This is a genomic window from Desulfarculus baarsii DSM 2075 (assembly GCF_000143965.1).
Classification (GTDB): domain Bacteria; phylum Desulfobacterota; class Desulfarculia; order Desulfarculales; family Desulfarculaceae; genus Desulfarculus; species Desulfarculus baarsii.
This window is the reverse complement of sequence record NC_014365.1, coordinates 3,150,545-3,169,051: the sequence shown is the minus strand read 5'-3', so window position 1 is coordinate 3,169,051 and position 18,507 is coordinate 3,150,545. Positions and strand designations below refer to the sequence as shown.

The 18,507-nt window shown below is 67.1% G+C and carries 18 protein-coding genes and 3 tRNA genes; 11 read left to right on the top strand and 10 right to left on the bottom strand.

Annotated features, from left to right (window positions below):
- Positions 1–11: 11 nt before the first annotated feature.
- The 5 genes from DEBA_RS14275 to alr form a co-directional block, all read right to left on the bottom strand.
- Positions 12–446 carry a hypothetical protein gene (locus DEBA_RS14275; RefSeq protein WP_013259654.1) on the bottom strand — a complete coding sequence of 145 codons (435 nt, stop codon included), beginning with the start codon at positions 444–446 and terminating at the stop codon, positions 12–14.
- Between the two features lie 173 nt (positions 447–619).
- A complete protein-coding gene (locus DEBA_RS17385) occupies positions 620–1,210 on the bottom strand; it encodes an SPOR domain-containing protein (RefSeq protein ID WP_013259653.1) in 591 nt (196 codons plus the stop codon).
- A 7-nt stretch (positions 1,211–1,217) separates the two neighbouring features.
- A complete protein-coding gene (gene argS / locus DEBA_RS14265; protein ID WP_013259652.1) occupies positions 1,218–2,882 on the bottom strand; it encodes an arginine--tRNA ligase in 1,665 nt (554 codons plus the stop codon).
- Positions 2,879–3,058 (bottom strand): hypothetical protein, encoded by a 180-nt coding sequence (locus tag DEBA_RS14260; protein WP_013259651.1) that lies wholly within the window; start codon positions 3,056–3,058, stop codon positions 2,879–2,881. Before DEBA_RS14260 ends, argS begins: the two co-directional genes overlap by 4 nt.
- Before the next feature lie 90 nt (positions 3,059–3,148).
- Entirely contained in the window at positions 3,149–4,294 is a 1,146-nt protein-coding gene (gene alr / locus DEBA_RS14255) for an alanine racemase (protein ID WP_013259650.1), read from the bottom strand.
- A 112-nt stretch (positions 4,295–4,406) separates the two neighbouring features.
- Between alr and DEBA_RS14250 the strand changes: the two genes are divergently transcribed.
- Positions 4,407–4,483: transfer RNA gene (locus tag DEBA_RS14250), tRNA-Arg, on the top strand.
- A 91-nt stretch (positions 4,484–4,574) separates the two neighbouring features.
- On the opposite strand, the gene DEBA_RS14245 is transcribed toward DEBA_RS14250, so the two are convergent.
- Positions 4,575–6,287 (bottom strand): solute carrier family 23 protein, encoded by a 1,713-nt coding sequence (locus DEBA_RS14245; RefSeq protein WP_013259649.1) that lies wholly within the window; start codon positions 6,285–6,287, stop codon positions 4,575–4,577.
- A gap of 325 nt (positions 6,288–6,612) precedes the next feature.
- Here DEBA_RS14245 and DEBA_RS14240 point away from each other — a divergent pair, with 325 nt between their 5' ends.
- Positions 6,613–7,098 carry a hypothetical protein gene (locus DEBA_RS14240; RefSeq protein ID WP_148227881.1) on the top strand — a complete coding sequence of 162 codons (486 nt, stop codon included), beginning with the start codon at positions 6,613–6,615 and terminating at the stop codon, positions 7,096–7,098.
- Positions 7,099–7,444: 346 nt separating this feature from the next.
- Here DEBA_RS14240 and DEBA_RS14235 read toward each other — a convergent pair.
- Positions 7,445–7,522: transfer RNA gene (locus DEBA_RS14235), tRNA-Glu, on the bottom strand.
- Between the two features lie 15 nt (positions 7,523–7,537).
- A tRNA-Lys gene (locus DEBA_RS14230) sits at positions 7,538–7,613 on the bottom strand.
- Positions 7,614–7,847: 234 nt separating this feature from the next.
- Here DEBA_RS14230 and DEBA_RS17380 point away from each other — a divergent pair.
- Complete coding sequence (locus DEBA_RS17380) at positions 7,848–10,124, top strand: PAS domain-containing sensor histidine kinase (RefSeq protein ID WP_013259647.1); 2,277 nt, start codon at positions 7,848–7,850, stop codon at positions 10,122–10,124.
- Between the two features lie 12 nt (positions 10,125–10,136).
- Here the strand turns inward: DEBA_RS17380 and DEBA_RS14220 are convergent, their stop codons facing one another.
- On the bottom strand, positions 10,137–10,421 hold the full coding sequence (locus DEBA_RS14220) for a hypothetical protein (RefSeq protein ID WP_013259646.1): 285 nt from the start codon (positions 10,419–10,421) through the stop codon (positions 10,137–10,139).
- A gap of 4 nt (positions 10,422–10,425) precedes the next feature.
- On the bottom strand, positions 10,426–10,743 hold the full coding sequence (locus DEBA_RS14215; protein WP_148227880.1) for a hypothetical protein: 318 nt from the start codon (positions 10,741–10,743) through the stop codon (positions 10,426–10,428).
- A gap of 219 nt (positions 10,744–10,962) precedes the next feature.
- Between DEBA_RS14215 and DEBA_RS14210 the strand changes: the two genes are divergently transcribed.
- The 8 genes from DEBA_RS14210 (at position 10,963) to DEBA_RS14175 (ending at position 18,440) form a co-directional block, all read left to right on the top strand.
- Positions 10,963–11,409: a response regulator gene (locus DEBA_RS14210; RefSeq protein WP_013259644.1), complete on the top strand. Its 447-nt coding sequence runs from the start codon at positions 10,963–10,965 to the stop codon at positions 11,407–11,409.
- A 116-nt stretch (positions 11,410–11,525) separates the two neighbouring features.
- Positions 11,526–11,852 carry a 4Fe-4S dicluster domain-containing protein gene (locus DEBA_RS17375; RefSeq protein WP_013259643.1) on the top strand — a complete coding sequence of 109 codons (327 nt, stop codon included), beginning with the start codon at positions 11,526–11,528 and terminating at the stop codon, positions 11,850–11,852.
- Positions 11,853–11,856: 4 nt separating this feature from the next.
- A complete protein-coding gene (locus tag DEBA_RS14200) occupies positions 11,857–12,993 on the top strand; it encodes a 2-oxoacid:acceptor oxidoreductase subunit alpha (protein WP_013259642.1) in 1,137 nt (378 codons plus the stop codon).
- Positions 12,993–13,844, top strand: a complete 852-nt coding sequence (locus DEBA_RS14195) for a 2-oxoacid:ferredoxin oxidoreductase subunit beta (RefSeq protein ID WP_013259641.1) — start codon at positions 12,993–12,995, stop codon at positions 13,842–13,844. The genes DEBA_RS14200 and DEBA_RS14195 overlap by 1 nt, the downstream gene beginning before the upstream one ends.
- Positions 13,841–14,449, top strand: a complete 609-nt coding sequence (locus DEBA_RS14190; protein WP_013259640.1) for a 2-oxoacid:acceptor oxidoreductase family protein — start codon at positions 13,841–13,843, stop codon at positions 14,447–14,449. The genes DEBA_RS14195 and DEBA_RS14190 overlap by 4 nt, the downstream gene beginning before the upstream one ends.
- A gap of 119 nt (positions 14,450–14,568) precedes the next feature.
- Positions 14,569–15,336 carry a YkgJ family cysteine cluster protein gene (locus DEBA_RS14185; RefSeq protein WP_013259639.1) on the top strand — a complete coding sequence of 256 codons (768 nt, stop codon included), beginning with the start codon at positions 14,569–14,571 and terminating at the stop codon, positions 15,334–15,336.
- Positions 15,336–16,112 (top strand): YkgJ family cysteine cluster protein, encoded by a 777-nt coding sequence (locus DEBA_RS14180; protein ID WP_013259638.1) that lies wholly within the window; start codon positions 15,336–15,338, stop codon positions 16,110–16,112. Before DEBA_RS14185 ends, DEBA_RS14180 begins: the two co-directional genes overlap by 1 nt.
- Before the next feature lie 162 nt (positions 16,113–16,274).
- Entirely contained in the window at positions 16,275–18,440 is a 2,166-nt protein-coding gene (locus tag DEBA_RS14175; RefSeq protein ID WP_043814610.1) for a pyruvate formate lyase family protein, read from the top strand.
- Positions 18,441–18,507 lie beyond the last annotated feature (67 nt).

Below are 18,507 nucleotides of genomic sequence, written 5' to 3'. Positions count from 1 at the left end.
TCGGGGCCTTTTCAGGCGTTGCCCATGGTTTCGAAATCGCGCTGGGTCATGTCCGGCCCGCCGCGCGGGGCGTTCATGCACATCAGGTGATACTTGAGCCCTTCGATCTGGAAGGCGACCTTGGAGATGATCAGCCCGCGCAGCAGATAGGCCACGGCGTATTCCTGGGCCGGTTGGGCCCGGCGCATGTCGATGATGGCCATGACCTGGTCCACCACCTGGGCGACCTTGGCGTGGATCGCCTTTTGCTCGTCGTTGAGCGGGCCCTGGGGCGAGACGCCCCAGACCGCCGGCACAACGTATGTCACCTCGTGGGCCAGCAGCGCGTCGCGGTGGGCGCGGACGATGTCTTGGCAAAGCTTGTCGACCAGCGGCTCGATGGCCTTGGCCCGGCCGATGAGTTCCTCGGTGCTGGGCGACGCTTTTTTTCTGCGGAAAAACTTCATATCGGTAACCACCTTCCTACCTGGGAGTAGGTTTGTGGGCGAGCCAGGCGTCGCGCGAGTTGGGCCGCGCTGACGTGTCGGCCGGCCAAGCCGGCGCGGGCGGTTGGTTTACGCCCGCTTCCCAGTATAGCAGCGTTGCGAAGACCGTGCCGACCCCAAAAAATAGGCGCGGTTTATGGCTCTTTGAGCACCAGGCCGGCCAGCTTGTGCAGCTCGCGGATACTGTCGGCGGCGGTTTGGGCGTCTTGTTTGTTCTTGAACGGACCCACGCGCACGCGGTAGCGCGGGCCCAGGCCGCTGACCTGGGCCTCGACGATGAACGAGGGGTGACCGCCGCCGCGCAGGCGGGCGGCCAACTCCTGGGCCTGGGGCTTGTCCTTGAACGAGGCCACCTGCACCGCGTAGACGCCGACGGGCTCATCGACGGGTTGGGCCGAGTCTTTCCTGGGCGTGGGCGTGGCCGCCGGGGCCGGGGCGTGGCCGCCGGGGCCGGGTTTGTCGCCGGAAAGCGAATCGTAGAACGAAAGCTGCACCTTGGTCAGGTCGTCCTGGGGCGGCTTGGCGGCCGGCGAGTCGAAGACCACGTCCAGGCCCGAAGCCCGCTTGAGCCAGTGGATCTGTTCGGGCGTGGCCAAAACGCCCTGGCCCACCAGCACGCCCAGCACAAAGGCCCACGCCGTCAAAAACAACGTGAAGATGGCCCGGCCCCAGGCCAGGCCCGAGTCGGAAAGCCGTCCACGGCGTTTGCGAGAGGCGGCCGCCACTTGGCCCCTACATGGCTTCGGGCGCGCTCACGCCCAGCAGCGCCAGACCGTTGCGCAGCACCTGGCCCACGGCGCGGGCCAGGCAAAGTCGCGCCGCGCTCAGGGCGGCGTCATCGACCAGGATGTGGGTTTCATTGTAATAGGAATGAAACGCGCTGGCCAGTTCGCGCAGATAATAAGCGACGCGGTGGGGCTCCAAGGTCTCGGCCGCCCCGCGCACCATCTCGGGGAACTGCCCGATGATCTTGGCCAGATCCACCTCGGCCGGGCCCAGGCGGCCCAGGTCGAGGCCCTGCGGCGGGGCCTGGCCCTGGCCGGCCTCGAGGGCCTTGCGCAAGACGCTGCAAACGCGGGTGTGGGCGTACTGCACGTAGAACACGGGGTTGTCCATGCTCTTTTGCTTGGCCACGTCCAGGTCGAAATCCAGCGGCGCGTCCGAGCGGCGGGTCAGAAAGATGAACCGGGCGCTATCGGCGCCCACTTCGTCGACGACCTCGCGCAGGGTCACGAACTCGCCGGCCCTGGTGCTCATGGCCACCGGATTGCCGCCGCGCAGCAGGTTGACCATCTGCACCAACACCACCGTCAAGTCCTCGGGCTGGCGGCCCGCCGCGCGCACCGCCGCCCGCAGCCGGGGCACGTAGCCGTGATGGTCGGCCCCCCAGATGTCGACGACGGCGTCGAAACCGCGCTTGAACTTGTCCAGGTGATAGGCGATATCGCTGGCGAAATAGGTCAACTCGCCGTTGGAGCGACGCACCACGCGGTCCTTGTCGTCGCCGAACTGGCTGGACCGGAACCACAGCGCGCCGTCGGCCTCGTACAAAAGGCCCCGCGCGGCCAGCTCGTCCAGGGCCGCTTGCACCTTGCCGTCGGCGAACAGCGAGCGCTCGCTGAAATAGGTTGCGATATTCACGCCAAAAACGGCCAGGTCGTCCTTGATGCCGGCCAGAATCTTGCCGCCGGCCCAGTCGGTGGCCAGATCCACGGCCTGGTCCTGCGGCATGGCCAGCAACCCGGCCCCCTCGGGCGAGGCCAGCAGTTCCTCTGCCAGGTCGACGATGTAGTCGCCACGGTAGTGTTTGTCCGGGAAAGGCTCGTCGGAGCCGCGGGCCTGGCGGGCCCGGATCAGCACCGAACGGCCCAGGGTGGCCATCTGGTTGCCGGCGTCGTTGATGTAGTATTCGGTGGCCACCTCCCAGCCGGCAAAGGCCAGCAGCCGGGCCATCACGTCGCCCAGGGCCGCGCCGCGGCCGTGACCCACGTGCAGCGGTCCGGTGGGGTTGGCGCTGACGAACTCCACCTGCGCCCGCCTGCCCGCGCCCAGCGCGCAGCGGCCGAAATCATCGCCTTGGGCCAGAACTTCGGGCGCGACCGACAGCCAGGCCAGCGGTCGGCAGAACAGGTTGATGAAGCCCGGCCCGGCGATCTCGGCCCGTTCGATCAGCCCGCCGGCGTCGGCCATCCGCTCGATGATGATCTGGGCCACGGCCCTGGGGTTCATGCGGCAGGGCTTGGCCAGGACCATGGCCAGGTTCAAGGCCAGGTCGCCGTGTTCGGCCTGTTTGGGCTTTTCGACGGCAAAGGCCGGCGCGGTAACCTGGGGCAGCAGGCCCTCGGCTTGGGCCTGGGCCAGGGCGGCCAGGGCGGCGGAACGAATCTTGTCTTTCATGATGAGCGTTTATCCTTGGGGGGCAAGGTCATGTCCCTGGCGTAGTCGGGGCATTTGAACGCCCCGCCGGCCGGGCGGGAGTATTGTTTCTGACAGTCGGCCCGCCAGGCGCAAACGGCGCAGAGGGTTTGATCCTGGGCCGTGATCGGCGGGGCCTGCTGGTCGTGGTCGGTCATGGCTGGGCTCCAAAAACGGGCCGCCCGCGTTCGTGGCGCGCCGGGATCGGCCATGAAAATACAATAAATTACCTTGTGACGGCCTGGCGGTCAAGCGGGCTCGTGGATGCGCGGGTTGGCCGCGCCGAGGCGGCAGACGATTTCGTAGGATATGGTCTGGCACCACGAGGCCAGTTCGTCGCAGGTGATTTCGTCAGCGCCCTGACCGCCCAGCGCGACGACCTCGTCGCCGACCTGGGGCAGGGGGTCGAAACCGCCCAGGTCCAGCACGGTCAGATTCATGCACACCCGGCCCACGATGGGCGCGCGTTGGCCGTGGACCAACATGAAGCCGTTGTTGGACGCCGCCCGGGGATAGCCGTCGCCATAGCCCAACGGGACGACCCCCAGCCAGGTGTCGCAGTCGGCCCGCCAGGTGCAGCCGTAAGACACCGGCTGGCCCCGCCGCGCCGGCCGCACGGCGATCAACTGGCTGGCCAGGCCCATGGCCCCGCGCAGATCCAGGCGTCCGGCCATGGCCGGGTCGGGCAGGCCGCCGTAGAGGGCGATGCCCAGGCGAACCACGTGGGGCGGGCCCGGCGCGGCGGCGGGCGGGTCCATGGCGCCGCCGCTGTTGCACAGGCTGGAGTCGGGCAGGTCAAAGCCCTCGGCGCGGGCGGCCGCCAACAGCTGGCCAAAAACGGCGGCCTGTTCGTCGGCCATGGCGCGATCGGCCGAGCCGCCGGTGGCCAGGTGGCTGGTCAGCCCGCGCACCTCCAGGCCACGCAGAGCCCTGGCCGCCCGCAGCAATTCCAGGGCGTCCTCGGGCCGCACGCCCAGCCGGCCCATGCCCGTATCCACCTTCAGGTGGCATTGGGCCCGCAGGCCCAGGCCCGTGGCCACGTCCGACAGCGCCGCCATGGTCTCCAGGTCGAACAGCACCGGCGTCAGGCGCAGGCGGGCCGCTTGGGTCATCTCGGATGGATGCAGGCCCAGCAGCAGAAGTATCTGGCCGGCCAGGCCCTCCCGCCGCAACACCGCGCCCTCGGCGGCGTGAGCCACGGCCAGGAACTCGGCCCCGGCCTCTTTTAACTTGCGGGCCACGGCCACCATGCCGTGGCCGTAGCCGTCCGATTTGACCGTGCCGGCCACGCGCAGACCCTTGGGCATGATCGTCCGCAAGGCGCGCAGGTTGTGGGCGATGGCCTCCAGGTCGATCGTCAGCTTGTTGTAGGGGCCAGGGGCGGCTTGCGACAACGTATCTTCTCCCACGGCCGTTGTATCCCAATCGGCGGGCCTTGGCAAGGGGGGCGGCGGTCGCGCCAAGGGGCTTTACATTCGCCGATGGCTCGATATTATTAGCCAACGCGCGCCTGTAGCTCAGTTGGATAGAGCAGCGGCCTTCTAAGCCGCGGGTCGGGGGTTCGACTCCCTCCAGGCGCGCCAACCGCAAACAGCTTTCACCGATCGCCGCGGTGGTCGCGCCGACTTGTCTGCCCGGCCGCCGCGACTGTTTTCGGGCAGTTGCCTCGGCCCGTCAATGCTCCCAGCGCAGCCGCACCTCGTTGATCTCGCCGCGCCGCGCCACCTCCACCTGGTCGGCGTATTTGCCTATCAAAAAGCCACCCAACCGACGTTGGGCCAATTGATCTTCCAGGATCGTCGACGCCTCGGGCGGCGCCGGGGGCAGCTCCACGGCTTGGCCCGCGTAAGAAAGCTTCAAGCTGACGCTCAATTCGTCGAAAGAGGCCTGAACGTCGATGCCGCCCTGGCGCACCATGCCGTGCAGGGTCAACAGCTCCACCAATTCGCTCAGGCCCGCCGCCGCCCGGTTGATCACCTCGGCCCGCGCGCCCCACGCCGCGCCCTGGCGCTTGAGGAAGGCCACGGCCTCACCCTGGGCCTGGGCCGTGGCCGGCAACGCGGTCTGGGCCGATTTGCGCAGGCCCAGGCGGAACACCAGGTTGAGGAACACCGCGCAGATGGCTCCGGCCGAAAGCGACGAGCCGAAGATGGGCCGGATGGCTTCGGGCAGGCCTTCGTAGACCTGGGGGGTGATGTCGACGCTCAGGCCGATGATCAAAGACAGGCCCACCACGAAGGTCTTGCGTGAATCGAGCATGCGGCTGGTGATTATCTGGACGCCGGCCACCACCATGAAGCTCATGGCGAACAACAGCGTGCCGCCCATGACCGGCCGGGGCATGACCGTGAACACCGCCGCCAGCTTGGGGCACAGCGACATGACGATCATGATCGCGCCCACGGCTACGCCGATGACCCGGCTGGTGGCTCCGGTGGCGATGGAAAGGCCGATGTTGCTCGAGGAGGTCGATTGGCCAAATCCGCCCACCACGCCCGCCGTCAGGCAAGTCAGGCCGTCGGCCAGGATGCCCTTTTTGATATTTGTCATGTCGGGCCGTTTCCACTGTTCGTCGTTGATCTTCTGGCAGGTGGTGATGTCGCCGACGGTCTTGAGGGTCGAGCATAGCGTGGCCACCACCAACGGCAGGATCAGCGAGCAGTCGAAAGCCAAGCCGGGGTGATCCAACACGGGCAGATCGATCCACGGTTGCTGGCCGACGTGGAGCATGTGCTCCTGGTGAACCAGGCCGCTGGCGATGGACAGGCCGTAGCCGGCGGCCATGCCGATCAGCGAGCAGAAAAGGCGCAGATTGCCCTTTGTCCAGATATTGAGGGCGATCATCACGCCCAGGGTGAACAGGCCGATGAGCAGGCCGTGGTGGGCGAAGGCCTCGGCTTGGGGGTCGCTGGCGGTGAGGCTGTTCATGGCCGTGCGGATGACGGTGATGCCCACCAGGGCCACGATCAGGCCGATCACCTCTGGCGGAAACAGCCCGCGCAACTTGTGCATGAACCTGGAGAAAATCGATTCTATCAGGCCGGCCACGGCGGTCATGCCCAGCACCAGCGGCAAACCGCCCATTTTGGCCGCCGCCAGCGACGCCGCCCAGAACGACGGCCCGCACACCTGCGGGCAGAAATACCCGCAACCCACCGGCCCCCTGGGCAGCGATTGCATGATCGCCCCCAACCCGCCGGCCAGCAGCGACATGTCGATCATGAAACCGGCCTGCTCTGGGCTGCCGCCGGTTTCATAGATCAGCAAGGCAGGAAAGACCAGGGAAATGGCGACCAAGCACACGTGTTGGAAGCCAAGGAAGACGGTCGTCCCCAGGGGCGGCTTGTCCGCCAAGCCAAAGATCACGTTGGCCGGTTTTTGCGGCATGGTTTGGCTTTCCTTTACAATTTTCGCCGCGCGGCGCGGGCGCGCTTGGCTTGTCGGTCAGGTAACACGCCGAACATATTGCTTTTTATCGAAGCGATGACGATGCCCCAGTATGCACGCCGCGCGGCCGGCGGTCAAGGATCTGGCAACGCTCGAATCGCCGCCGATGACGGGCGTTTTTCGGGCGCGCGCCGGCCTTGGCCTGGGGCCGTGGCGCGGGCTTGACAAGGGGGTGGGGTGGCGATATAAACTCAACCCGTGTTGGTGTCGCGGTGTTGACTTCCGCCGCCGGCGCGCCCTGTGAATCGACAAGTTGGGGAATGACTTGAAACGACTGGCTGTTTATCTTGTTTGCGCGGCGATGTCTCTGCTGTGGGCCTGCTCACCCTATAAACCCCTGGCCACGCCCAGCGGCCGGCCCGAGGTGACCATCGAGGGCGTCACCTGCCCCGAGGTCGTCACGGCCTTGGCCGAGGGGGCCCTGGACCAGGGCTGGGAGATCAAGGAGCAGAGCGACGTCGCCCTGGCCATCGTCGAAAAATACGAAAAAGTTCATTTGTCCGCGCAGGAATCGCCCAGCCCGTTGGTGATGCTGGTTTTCAATTGCATCAGCAAGCCGGGTTGCGTGCGCGTCTTTGCCAACAGCAAGAAGTATTACTCTTCCGCCACGCAAAACGACCGAACCGAACAGACCACCGAGCGCCACGCCCAGGGCCTGCAACAGACCCTCGACAGCCTGGTCTCGGTGTTGGCCGAGCGCAAAAAGCCTCATCCCGCGTCGGCCCTGCCGCATCCGGCCGCCAAGCCCTGAGCCTTCGCGCGGCGCTTGCCTTGGGACCGGCCTGGCTGGGCGTGGCTGCGCCCAGCGCCTTGACGTCGAAACCAGCGGTGGATATGCTGGCGTCGTCAACCGGAGCCGCCAGGGAAACAGCTTGTGGCGAGGACCCGGCCTCTTCGCGTGGCCCGGCCCTGACAATGCGGGAGGTAGCTGACCCGCCCGGTTGACGTTTCCTTCACGCCGCGCGCGGCGGCGTTTGACGCCCGAGTTATCGCATCACGCCCGGCGGAAGTTATTTCGCGCCGCCGGGGCGACGGCCAGCCAAGGGCACGAAAAGGCAAGGGGTTGCGACAATACGCCGCAACCCCTTGATATTATTTGGCGTCCCCAACGGGATTTGAACCCGTGTCGCCGGCGTGAAAGGCCGGTGTCCTGGACCGGGCTAGACGATGGGGACGTTTGGGCCACATGGTGGTGGGCCGTGCGTGGATCGAACACGCGACTCTCTGCTTAAAAGGCAGATACTCTACCGGCTGAGTTAACGGCCCACGCCTCAAGGCCAAGGAGTAATACCACGCAAGCCCCATGGTGTCAACCGCCAGAAGCGGCAAAGGCCAGATGGCGCGCCCCATGGCGTTATCATTGATTATATACCAAAACCAGAGTCGGTTGGGGATGCGGCGGCAGGAACGGGCGTTGAAACGCCGGGGCCGGGCATGTTATTGATAAAGCTGGGGCGGAGGCGTCGCGCCGCCATCACCAACCATGCGGAGCCGAGGCCGTTGAGCGAGACCGCCAAGCCAAACCAGACCAGCGTCCGCCGCGGGGCCCAGGCCCACGTGGCGCTCAAGGCCGGCATCATCGGCGGCGGCAAGGCCTGCGACAACCTGCTGACGATTTTGGTCGACGACCGCATGGGCGCGTTGAACCTGGAGATCTTGGGCGTGGCCGACCCCGATGATCAGGCTCCGGGCATGCTTCACGCCAGCGACCTGGGCATTCCCACCTTCGGCGATTTCACCGATCTCTACGACCTGCCCGGCCTGAACCTGCTCATCGAGCTGACCGGTTCGGCCAAGGTGCGCGATCGCATGGCCGCCACCAAGCCGCCCCAGGTCAGCACCATCGATTTTGTCGGCGCGCGGCTGCTGTGGGACATGTTCCAGCTTGAGAGCGAAAAGCTCCAGGTCGAACGCGAGGCCGACGAGGCCGTGCGCCGCGAGCGCGACTGGAACCAAAAGGTGCTCGACTCGTTGCCCGACCAGATCGCCGTCTTGGACACCGAGCGCACGGTGGTGGGCGTCAACAAGACGTTTTTGATCGAATCGGGCCTGCGCAAGGATCAGATTCTGGGCCGCAAATGTTTCGAGGTCAAGCCTTGCCCGGCCGAGAGCCCGGCACACCAAGACCATTCGTGCCCCTTTGAGACGGTGCTGCGCGAGGGCCGCACGGCCTCGGTGGTCTACGCGACCAGGGGTGACGATGGCGCCGAGGTGTTCAAGGAAGTTTCGGCCGCGCCGATCTTCGATCAGGCCGGCCGCCTGGTCCAGGTGATAGAGGGCGTGCGCGACGTGACCCGCCGCGTCAGCCTGGAGCGCGAGTTGCGCCAGACCGAGCAGCGCCTGCGGCAATTTCTGGAAGCGGCCCAGGACATCATCTGCATCAAGGATATGGCCGGGCGTTACATCTACGTCAACCCGGCGGCCGGCGAACTCAGCCACCGCCAGCCCGAGGACATGGTGGGCCGCGCCGACTCCGAGCTTTTTCCCGAAAAAATGGCCAAAGCCATGGCCGCCCACGACCGGGCGGTGATCGAAAGCGGCGCGTCGATGGGCTTTTACGAGGGCACGCGGGTGGACGGCGAACTGCGCTGGTTCCAGACGGTGCGCTACCCCATTTTCAACGACGACGGCCAGATGGCCGCCCTGTCGGTGATGGCCCGCGACGTCACCGAGGAGCGCGCCCTGCAGGAGGAGGTGCGCCGCAACAAGGAATACATGGAAAACATCCTGCAAAACTCCTCGGACATGATCATCACCACCGACCTGGAGGGCCGGGTGGTCACCTTCAGCCCGGCCGGCGAGCGCATGCTGGGTTACTCGCGCGGCGAGCTTGTCGGCAAGAGCATCGAGGGCCTGTGGCAGAGCCCCGAGGAACGCCAGTCGTTGATGGCTCAGGTCCAGGCCAAGGGCGCGGTCAACAACTTTACGGCCACGCTGTTGGCCAAGGACGGCCGGTCGGTGGAGGTGAGCCTCTCGCTGGCCCTTTTGCGCGACAGCCGGGGCAAGGTGCTGGGCACGGTGGGCGTGAGCAAGGACGTCACCGAGGAAAACCGCCTGCGCCGCCAGCTCATCGAGGCCGAGCGCCTGGCGGCCATCGGCCAGACCGTGGCCGGCCTGGCCCACTGTATCAAGAACATCCTCAACGGCCTCAAGGGCGGGTCGTACCTGGTCAACACCGGGCTCAAGCGCCAGGACAGCGACTTGGTCAACGAGGGCTGGCGCACCGTGCAAAAGGCCATCAACCGCATCGGCAACCTCAGCCTGGACATGCTCAGCTACAGCCGCGAGCGCAAGCCCGAGTTGCAACCGGTGGCCCTGGGCGAGTTCATCTCGGGGACGATGGACCTGGTGGCCAAGGCCGCCGAGTTGGAAGGCGTGCGTTTCCAGACCACTGTCGAACGCGAGCGGGTGGTGCTCATGGACCCGACGGCCATGAGCCGGGCGCTGATGAATCTGATCACCAACGCCGTCGACGCCTGTCAGGATGTCGAGCGGCCGGCGGGTCGGGCGGGGCTGGTGGGCATCGATGTGGGCGTGCGCGACGGCTACCTGCTCATGCGCGTCAGCGACAACGGCCCCGGCATGAGCGCCGAGCTGCGTTCGCGGCTGTTCCAGCGCTTTTTCAGCACCAAGGGCTCGCGGGGGACGGGCTTGGGCCTGGCGGTCAGCCAGAAGATCGTCGGCGAGCACGGCGGGACGATCGATGTCGAGTCCAGCCCCGGCCAGGGCTCGACTTTCACCATCCGCCTGCCCCTGGCCACGCCGGAAAAACCCTAGGCCCCGGCCCGCTCAAGCCTCCAGCGGTTCGACCTCGTAGCAATACAGGCTGTCGACGCGCTGGATGACCAAACGCGCCTCCTGGCGGCCCTGGGGCTGCCAGATGAAAAACACGCGGCCTTGTTGATCCTCGGCCTGGGCCCAGCCGACGGCCGAGTCCTGCACGGCTTGGCCCGGCGCGTGGTGGCGAAAGAGCAGATTGCCGCTGACCCAACTGGAGCCCACCTCCACCCCGCGCCCGTTCATGTTGACCGAGCGAATCACGCGCACCATGGCCACGGGGTAGGCGATGGACATGCCGTCACCGGCCGCCGTGGGCCGCGCAATCGGCCAGGGCGGCCATGAGCAGTTGGATCAACTCCCACTCCGGGCGATGGGGATCGAGGGGCTCGATGTCGGCGTCGACGGCCTGGCGACAGAGGGCCTCGGCCCGCTTGGCCCGCTGGGCGGCGGCGCTGGGCAGGCGCAGGGACAGCTTGCCCAGCAGGAGCATGACGGCGGCGAAGTCGTTGCTACCCTTGCCAAAGCTGTCGGGATGATGGAAAAAATCGTCCAGCGCCCCGTCGGCGTTGATCTTCTTGTAAAGTGCCGCGAAGTCTTCGGCGATGGTCTTTCTCACGACGACCCCCTTGGCTATGCCGGAATATGTCACTATCAAATTGGTTAGCACAGGCCCGGCTCGCGCGTCAACGGGCAACAACGCCGCTTCGGCCGCCCGGCGCTTGGGGCTTGCCACCGCGCCCGCCGGCGCAGTAGACTAAAAATCAAGACAAGGCCCGGCCGCCCCGGCCAGGGGCCGCCTCCAAACGATCGACCACGCAAGAGGCGGGGGTTTACGGTGCTGAAAACACACACCAAAGTCCTTATCGTCGACGACGAGCCCGAGAATGTGCGCTATCTCCAGACCATTCTCGAGGAAAACGGCTTCCACGACATCCACTCGGCCAAGGACGGCGACGAGGGCCTCAAAAAAGCCAAGGCCCTGATGCCGGGGCTGATGATCCTCGATGTGCGCATGCCCAAGAAAACGGGCATAGTCGTATTCAACGAGCTGAAAAGCATCTGGAAGTACAAGAACATCCCCATCATCATCCTCACCGGCGAGGGCGAGTTCCTCAAGCAATTGACCGCCCTGCGCGGCTATCGGGAGGATGGCGACCTGAGCGTGCAAAAGCCCACCGAGGAGGTGCTGAGCCAGTTCATCCAGCACAAGCCCGAGGCTTTTCTGGAAAAGCCCGTCGAGCCCGAGGCCCTGATGAAGGCCGTCAAGGCCATCCTCAACTAGGGCCGGCCGCCGCGCCGGGGCATTGGGGGGCGACGGGCAACACCAGATCCACCAGGCATTGACCAACCGGCCCCCGACCCACGGGGGCCTTTTCGCGGCCGCGAAGGGGCGCCTCCATGAACGACAACGCCAAGGCGGGCCGGCCGGCGGGCCAGGCCGCGTCGGCCAAGATAAGCTTCTTTCCGGCCTGGTGTAAAAGCTGCGGCAACTGCGTGGCCTTTTGCCCGCGCCAGGCCCTGGCCATGGATCAATGGGGCGCGCCCCATCTGGCCCGGCCCGAGCGCTGCACGCGCTGCGGCCTCTGCGAGATGCTCTGCCCCGATTTCGCCATCAGCGTCGGCGACGGGGCCGTGGCCTCGGTCAAGCCGGGGCCGTGCGGCCCGGCCGAAAAGCGGGCCAACCAGAGCCCCGAGCGCATCGCGCCGGCCGACAACGCGGAGTAGGACCGTGAGCAAGCAAAAGCCCGAGTTGCTGCAAGGCAACGAGGCCATCGCCCGGGGGGCCCTGGCCGCCGGCTGTCGTTTTTTCGCCGGCTATCCCATCACCCCGGCCAGCGAGATCAGCGAGATCCTCGGCCGCCGTCTGCCGGCCCGCGGCGCGGCCTTCATCCAGATGGAAGACGAGATCGCCTCGCTGGGGGCCTGCATCGGCGCGTCCCTGGCCGGGGCCAAGGCCATGACCGCCACCAGCGGGCCGGGTTTTTCGCTGATGCAGGAAAACCTGGGCTGGGCCTGCATCACCGAGACGCCGCTGGTTTTGGTCAACGTCATGCGCGCCGGGCCGTCCACCGGCATGCCCACCAATCCGGCCCAGGGCGACGTGCAGCAGGCCCGTTGGGGAACCCACGGCGATCATCCGGCCATCGTGCTCTGCCCGGCCAGCGTGGCCCAGTGTTTCGAGCTGACGGTGCGGGCGTTCAACCTGGCCGAGCGCCTGCGCACGCCGGTGATCGTGCTGGCCGACGAGGTGGTGGCCCACCTGCGCGAAAAAGTTTCGCTGCCCGCCGAAGACGAGCTGGAGATCATCGAACGGCGCAAGCCCTCCGTGCCGCCCGACTGGTACGTCCCCTTCAAGACCGACGGCGGATTGATCCCCCATCTGGCCGACCTGGGCGACGGCTATCGCTATCACGTCACGGGCCTGGTCCACGACGAGCGGGGCTTTCCCACCCGCCGGCCCGACGAGGTCGAGCCGTTCTTCCGGCGTTTGTTCGGCAAGATCCGCCGCAACTTCGGCGAGTTGGAGCAGGTGCTGCCCATGGCCCTGGACGACGCCGAGGTGGTGCTGATCGCCTATGGCTGCACGGCCAGGGCGGCCCAGGCCGCCGTGCGTCAGGCCCGCGCGGCCGGGATGAAGCTTGGCCTGTTGCAGATCGTGGGGCTGTGGCCCTTCCCCCGCCGGGCGGTGGAAAAGGCCGTCCTGGGCCGCCGGGCGGTGCTGGTCCCCGAGCTGAACATGGGCCAACTCAGCCGCGAGGTCAAACGGGTGGCCGCCGGCCGGGCGCGGGTGGTCCACCACGGCCGCATGGACGGCCAGGTGATCACCCCCGATGAAATATTGAACCGCATCCGGGAGTTTTTCTGATGCCGCCGGTCTCGCGCGGCGTGGTCCACGGTTGGCTGCGCCACGACAAGAAATTCCCCCACGTCTGGTGCCCCGGCTGCGGGCTGGGCGTGTTGCTGGGCTCGCTGGTGCGGGCGATGATCACCCTGGGCCTGGACAAGAACAACGTGGCGCTGGTGGCGGGCATCGGCTGCACGGGCCGGCTGCCGGTCTACGTCGACGTGGGCAGCGTGCACGCCACCCACGGCCGGGCGCTCACTTTCGCCACCGGCGTCAAGCTGGCCAAGCCCGAGCTTGCGGTGATCACCGTCATGGGTGACGGCGACGCCACGGCCATCGGCGGCAATCACCTCATCCACGCCGCCCGCCGCAACATGGATCTCACCGCCATCATCGTCAACAACCAGAACTATGGCATGACCGGAGGCCAATACAGCCCCACCACGCCCCTGGGGGCCAGGGCCTCCACCGCCACCTACGGCAACATCGAGCCGCCCTTGGACATCAGCGCCCTGTGCATGGCCGCCGGGGCCGGCTTCGTGGCCCGCTCGACGGTCTATCACGTCACCCAACTCGACGATCTGCTGGCCCAGGCCATCAGTCACCGCGGCTTTGGCGTGGTGGAGGTGCTGAGCCCCTGTCACACCAACTTTGGTCGTCAGAACAAACTGGGCTCGCAGATCGACATGATGCGCGCCTTCAAGGAGCAGGCCGTGCGCGTCGAGCGATGGGCCAAGCTGGATGGGGCCCGACGCGCGGGACGCTTTCCCATCGGCGTGCTGGCCCGGCGCGACGAGGACACGACCTATCTGGAGGCCTATGGGGCCATGGTCGAGCGGGCCATGGCCCAGGGCCGGGAGGGGCAATCATGAACAACGGCCGCGCCCCCCTGCCCAAGCCTCGGATGGAAGTGCGCCTGGCCGGCTCGGGCGGCCAGGGCCTGCTGCTGGCCGGGCTGGTCCTGGCCGAGGCCGCCGGCCTGCACGAGGGCCGCGAGGTGGCCATGGCCCAGTCCTACGGCCCCGAGGCCCGGGGCGGGGCCTCCAAGGCCGAGGTGATCGTCTCCGACGAGCCCATCGATTTCCCCCAGTGCGACCGGGTCGACGTGCTGCTGGCCCTGACCCAGGAGGCCGCCGACGCCTATTGCTGGGATCTCGACCCCGAGGCCACGATCATCGTCGACGGCGACCTGGTCAGCCACCCGCCCACCAGTCGGGCCATCGGCCTGCCTTTCACCGCCGCCGCCCGCGACAAGCTGGGCAAGGTCATGGTGGCCAACGTCGTGGCCCTGGGGGCCATCAGCCAACTCACCGGCCTGGTGGGTCGACGGGCGCTGGAAAAGGCCTTGCAGGCCAGAACGCCCGCCGCGGCGCTGGAGCTCAACAAAAAAGCCCTGGCCCTGGGTTTTCGGCTGGCCAGGGAGCGCGCCGGCCTGGCGGCCGCTTTCGAGCCAGAGCCTTCGGCCGAGGACGTCTGAGCCGATCGCCGCGCAATATGTCGTTGACCTTGGCCAGGGCGGCTGGTAAGAGTATTCTTTCACAAGAATGACCGCAACTTTCCCCGGCCGCGCGTCGGGCCCTTGGCCAAGGACGTCAGATGACTCCGGATTACAAAAATCAGCTTCGGCTGGAAGACGAATTTACCTTTGCCTGTCATCGCGGGCTGGAGTGCTACACCTCCTGCTGCCGCGACGTGACGATCATGCTCACGCCCTACGACGTGCTGCGCCTGAGCCGGGCCATCGGCCTGACCACCACCGAGTTCATCGACAAATACACCCAGGTGGTGCAGTTGCCCAACAAAGTCCTGCCCATGGTGCAGTTTCGCATGAACGACGAAGACGACAAGAAATGTTATTTCGTGCGGCCCCACGGCTGTCAATACTACGAGCACCGGCCCTGGGCCTGCCGCATGTTCCCGCTGGATGAATTTTCCAAGGGTGGTTTCCAGATCGTCACCAACCCCGAGCGCTGTCACGGCCTGGCCAAGGGCGATAGCTGGAAGGTGCGCGACTGGCTGATGGACCAGGGCGCAACCCAGTCCAAGGAGATGGACGGCGGCTATGAGTCGCTGGTGGCCCACGAGTTCATGAACCGGCCGGTGGACATCGACAACCCCAAGGTCCAGCAGATGCTCTTGCTGGCCCTTTACGACCTGGATCGCTTCCGCGAGTTCGTCTTCAAAAGCTCGTTCCTCGAGCGCTTCGACCTGGATCAAGACACCATCGACGCGGCCAAGATGGACGACCTGGCCCTGCTGGACCTGGCCTACGCCTGGGTGCGTTTCGGCCTGCTGGGCCAGAAATCGCTCAAGCTCAAGGACGTCGAGGCCCAAAACGAGGCTGACGACGGGGCCAAGAACTGATGCTGCCAGACCCCAAGGACGGTCGTTTTCAGGAACTGGGCGCGGGCGGATTTCGTTTTTCGTGCCACCCTGGCGTGGCTTGTTTTGGCGAATGCTGCCGCAAGCTCAACCTGGTGCTGACGCCCTACGACGTGCTGCGCCTGAAAACGCGCCTTGGCCTGGGCGCCGAGGAGTTCATCGACCGCCACGCCGAGGTGGAGACCGGCCAAAACGGCTGGCCCATGCCTCGCCTGCAGATGGCCGACAACGCCGAGCGCACCTGCCCGTTTCTGGGCCAAAACGGCTGCACGGTCTACGAAGACCGCCCCGGCGCCTGCCGCACCTATCCGCTGGGCCGGGCCACCAGGGGCGGCCAGGCCGGCGGGCCCCTGGAGGAAAGCTGGTTTCTGGTGCGCGAGCCCCACTGCCGCGGCTTCGAGGACGGCCCGGATTGGACCACCGAGGCCTGGACCAAGGACCAGGGCCTGGAGGCCTATCACACGGTCAACGACTTGTTTTTGCCCATCATCAGCCGCCAGCCGCCGGCCGCCAGCCCCGAGCAGATCCACAAAAAGATGCAGATGTTTTTCATGGCCTGCTACAACCTCGAACGCTTCCGCGAGTTTGTCGCCAACAGCAGCCTGACCCGCATGGTCGATCTGCCCCAGGCCCGCCTGGAGGCCATGGCTCAAAACGACCTGCAATTGCTCAAATTCGCCTTTGAATGGCTGCGCTTCGCGCTCTTCGGCGACCAGACCTTGCGCCTCAAGGAGGGCGTCGGCCCGCGCCCGGCCTGAGGCCTCACCATAAAATATAATTATGATTCAGGGAGTTCCCCGTGGCGGGGCTCCCTGTTTTTTTGCGCAAAAAAACTAATCACTAGGTAGCAAGCGGCCGAAACGCTGTTGAAATGGCGCGGGCGCATTTCGCATAATATGGCCACACAGCGACGGAGGGGCATGTTGGATCAGCCATGGATCGGCGTCACCTGGGATCGTTTCGCGGCCATCAAGCGACAAATGCTGGCCGAGCCGGTTCGCCTCTGCCCCGAGCGGGCCTTGCTGCTGGGCCGCTTCCGCCGTCGGGGCGGGCGTGGCGACTTGCCTCCCGTCCTGGCCCGGGCCCAGGCCTTCGCCTACCTGATGCGGCACAAACCGCCGCGTATCCACGACCACGAGCTGATCGTCGGCGCGGTTGGCTCTTTTCGGCGCTCGGTGCTGGTGCACCCGGAGTTCGACGCGCTGACGCGGGCCCAGTGCCTGGCTCGCGGCGGCGACGGCCGCCAGGCCCCGCTGCCCCTGGCCCTCGCGGATCGCCTGGGTGTGTTGGCCGGCCAATGTGGCCGCCGGACGGCCAGGGGCCGCGATCTGCCGCCGGCCCAGGCCTTGTGGTTTGACGAGGCTGATGGCGGCCGTTTCTTGCCCGATTTCGCGAGCTTCCTGCGCCTGGGCGTCGATGGTCTGCTGGCCTCGATCAGCGGGCGTGAAGGGCCGTTTTTCGAGGCGGCGCGACTGGTTGGTCAGGCTTTGACCGCCCACGCCACGCGCCTGGCCGAGGAGGCCGAACGCCTGGCGCGGTCCAGCCACGAGGCCAGGGCGGCCGAACTACGCCAGATCGCGCGCGTTTGTCGCAAGACGCCGGCCCGGCCAGCCGAGACCTTTCACGAGGCCCTGCAAGCCCTGTGGCTTTGCTATATGGGTCTGGAGTTGGAGAGCCCCGGCCTGGTTTCTTCGTTGGGCCGGGTCGATCAATACCTTTATCCATATTATGTCGCCGATTTGATTGCCGGCCGCATCAACGCCGCCCAAGCCAGGGAGCTTTTGCTGTGCCTGATGGCCAAGGCCGCCGAGGTGACGCGCTGGCGGCCAAGTCACGACGAAGCGCCCCGGCCCCAGGCCCTGGCCGTGGTGCTGGGCGGCGATGACGGCGCGGGCGGCGATGGGGCCAATGAGCTTTCGCGGCTGATCGTCGAGGCGGCGACCCTGGCCGGGTTGGGTTCGGCCAGCTTGCAGATCCGCCTGCACGCCGGTTCGTCGCCGCGCTTTCTGCGCTGGGCGCTGGAGACGACCTGGCAGGGCGGCCTGAGCGTGAGCCTGGCCTGCGACGAAGCGGTGATCGCCTCGCTGACCGAGCGCGGCTGCGGGGCGGCCGATGCCGCCGGCTACGTCCCGGACGCCCGTGGCGGCGTGGCCGTGCCGGGGGTCAGTTTCGTCTGGCCGGGCGCGGCCTGTTTCAACCTGCCGTTGTGCCTGGAGCTGGCTCTCAACCAGGGCCGCTGCTTCGGCTCCAAACGCCGGCTGGGCCTGGCCACGCCGCCGCCGGCGGGCATGGGCGGTCTTGGCCAGGTGCTGGACGCCTTTGGCCGGCAGATGGACTTCCTGCTGGGCCGGGTGGTGGAGGGCCTGCGGGCCGCGCGCCATGGGCGGCGACGTTGGTGGGCCGCGCCGCTGGCCTCGCTGTTGTCGGATGGCTGCCGGCAGCGGGGCCTGGACTTGGCCGGCGGTGGCGCGCGGTGCGATCACGGGGCCATCCAGGGCGTGGGCCTGGCCGATACGGCCGATTCGCTGGCCGCGTTGCAAACGGTGGTCTTCGAAAACCGTCAAACCAGCCTCAGCCAGCTCACCGCCGAGATGGCCGCCGGCTTCAGCAAGAACTTCAAGCTGCTGGGCGCCATCCTGGCCGCGCCCAAGCTGGGTGGCGGCCACCCTCTGCCCACGGCCATGGCCCGGCGGGTTTCGGGCCTTTTTCACGAGTGCCTGTCGCGCCGTGGCCAGGGCGAGGACGCCTTTTGGCCGGGCATGAATAGCGGCGAGGGCGGCCGGGCCCTGGGTCTGCGCACCGGGGCCTTGCCCAACGGCCGCCTGGCCGGACAACCCCTGACGCCGGGGCTTTCGCCGGCCGGCGAAGGCGGCCGCAGCCCGCTGGTGGCATTGCGCGCGGCCATGGCCGTGGACAATCGGGCGCTGGGCGACGGCGGCGTGGTGGACATCGTCCTTGACTTGGCGCGCGGGGGGGGCGACGATGAGCTGGAAATGCTCTGCCGGTTGGCCCGCGAACACTGCCTGGGCGGCGGCATGGGCCTGCGCCTGCTGGCCCCGCCCGCGCCGTCGCGCGCCAGGTCGTAACGCCACCGCGCGGGCCGGCGCGGGGATCGCGCTTGGCGGCCGGCGGGTCAAGATGGCCTGGGGCCTC

Coding starts and splice junctions, on each gene's coding strand:
- DEBA_RS14180 (WP_013259638.1), top strand. CDS start 15,336: ATGCTGCCAGACCCCAAGGACGGTCGTTTTCAGGAACTGGGCGCGGGC.
- DEBA_RS14185 (WP_013259639.1), top strand. CDS start 14,569: ATGACTCCGGATTACAAAAATCAGCTTCGGCTGGAAGACGAATTTACC.
- DEBA_RS14245 (WP_013259649.1), bottom strand. CDS start 6,287: ATGCCGCAAAAACCGGCCAACGTGATCTTTGGCTTGGCGGACAAGCCG.
- DEBA_RS14175 (WP_043814610.1), top strand. CDS start 16,275: ATGTTGGATCAGCCATGGATCGGCGTCACCTGGGATCGTTTCGCGGCC.
- DEBA_RS14260 (WP_013259651.1), bottom strand. CDS start 3,058: ATGACCGACCACGACCAGCAGGCCCCGCCGATCACGGCCCAGGATCAA.
- argS (WP_013259652.1), bottom strand. CDS start 2,882: ATGAAAGACAAGATTCGTTCCGCCGCCCTGGCCGCCCTGGCCCAGGCC.
- DEBA_RS14190 (WP_013259640.1), top strand. CDS start 13,841: ATGAACAACGGCCGCGCCCCCCTGCCCAAGCCTCGGATGGAAGTGCGC.
- DEBA_RS14195 (WP_013259641.1), top strand. CDS start 12,993: ATGCCGCCGGTCTCGCGCGGCGTGGTCCACGGTTGGCTGCGCCACGAC.
- DEBA_RS17375 (WP_013259643.1), top strand. CDS start 11,526: ATGAACGACAACGCCAAGGCGGGCCGGCCGGCGGGCCAGGCCGCGTCG.
- DEBA_RS14220 (WP_013259646.1), bottom strand. CDS start 10,421: ATGTCCATCGCCTACCCCGTGGCCATGGTGCGCGTGATTCGCTCGGTC.
- DEBA_RS14275 (WP_013259654.1), bottom strand. CDS start 446: ATGAAGTTTTTCCGCAGAAAAAAAGCGTCGCCCAGCACCGAGGAACTC.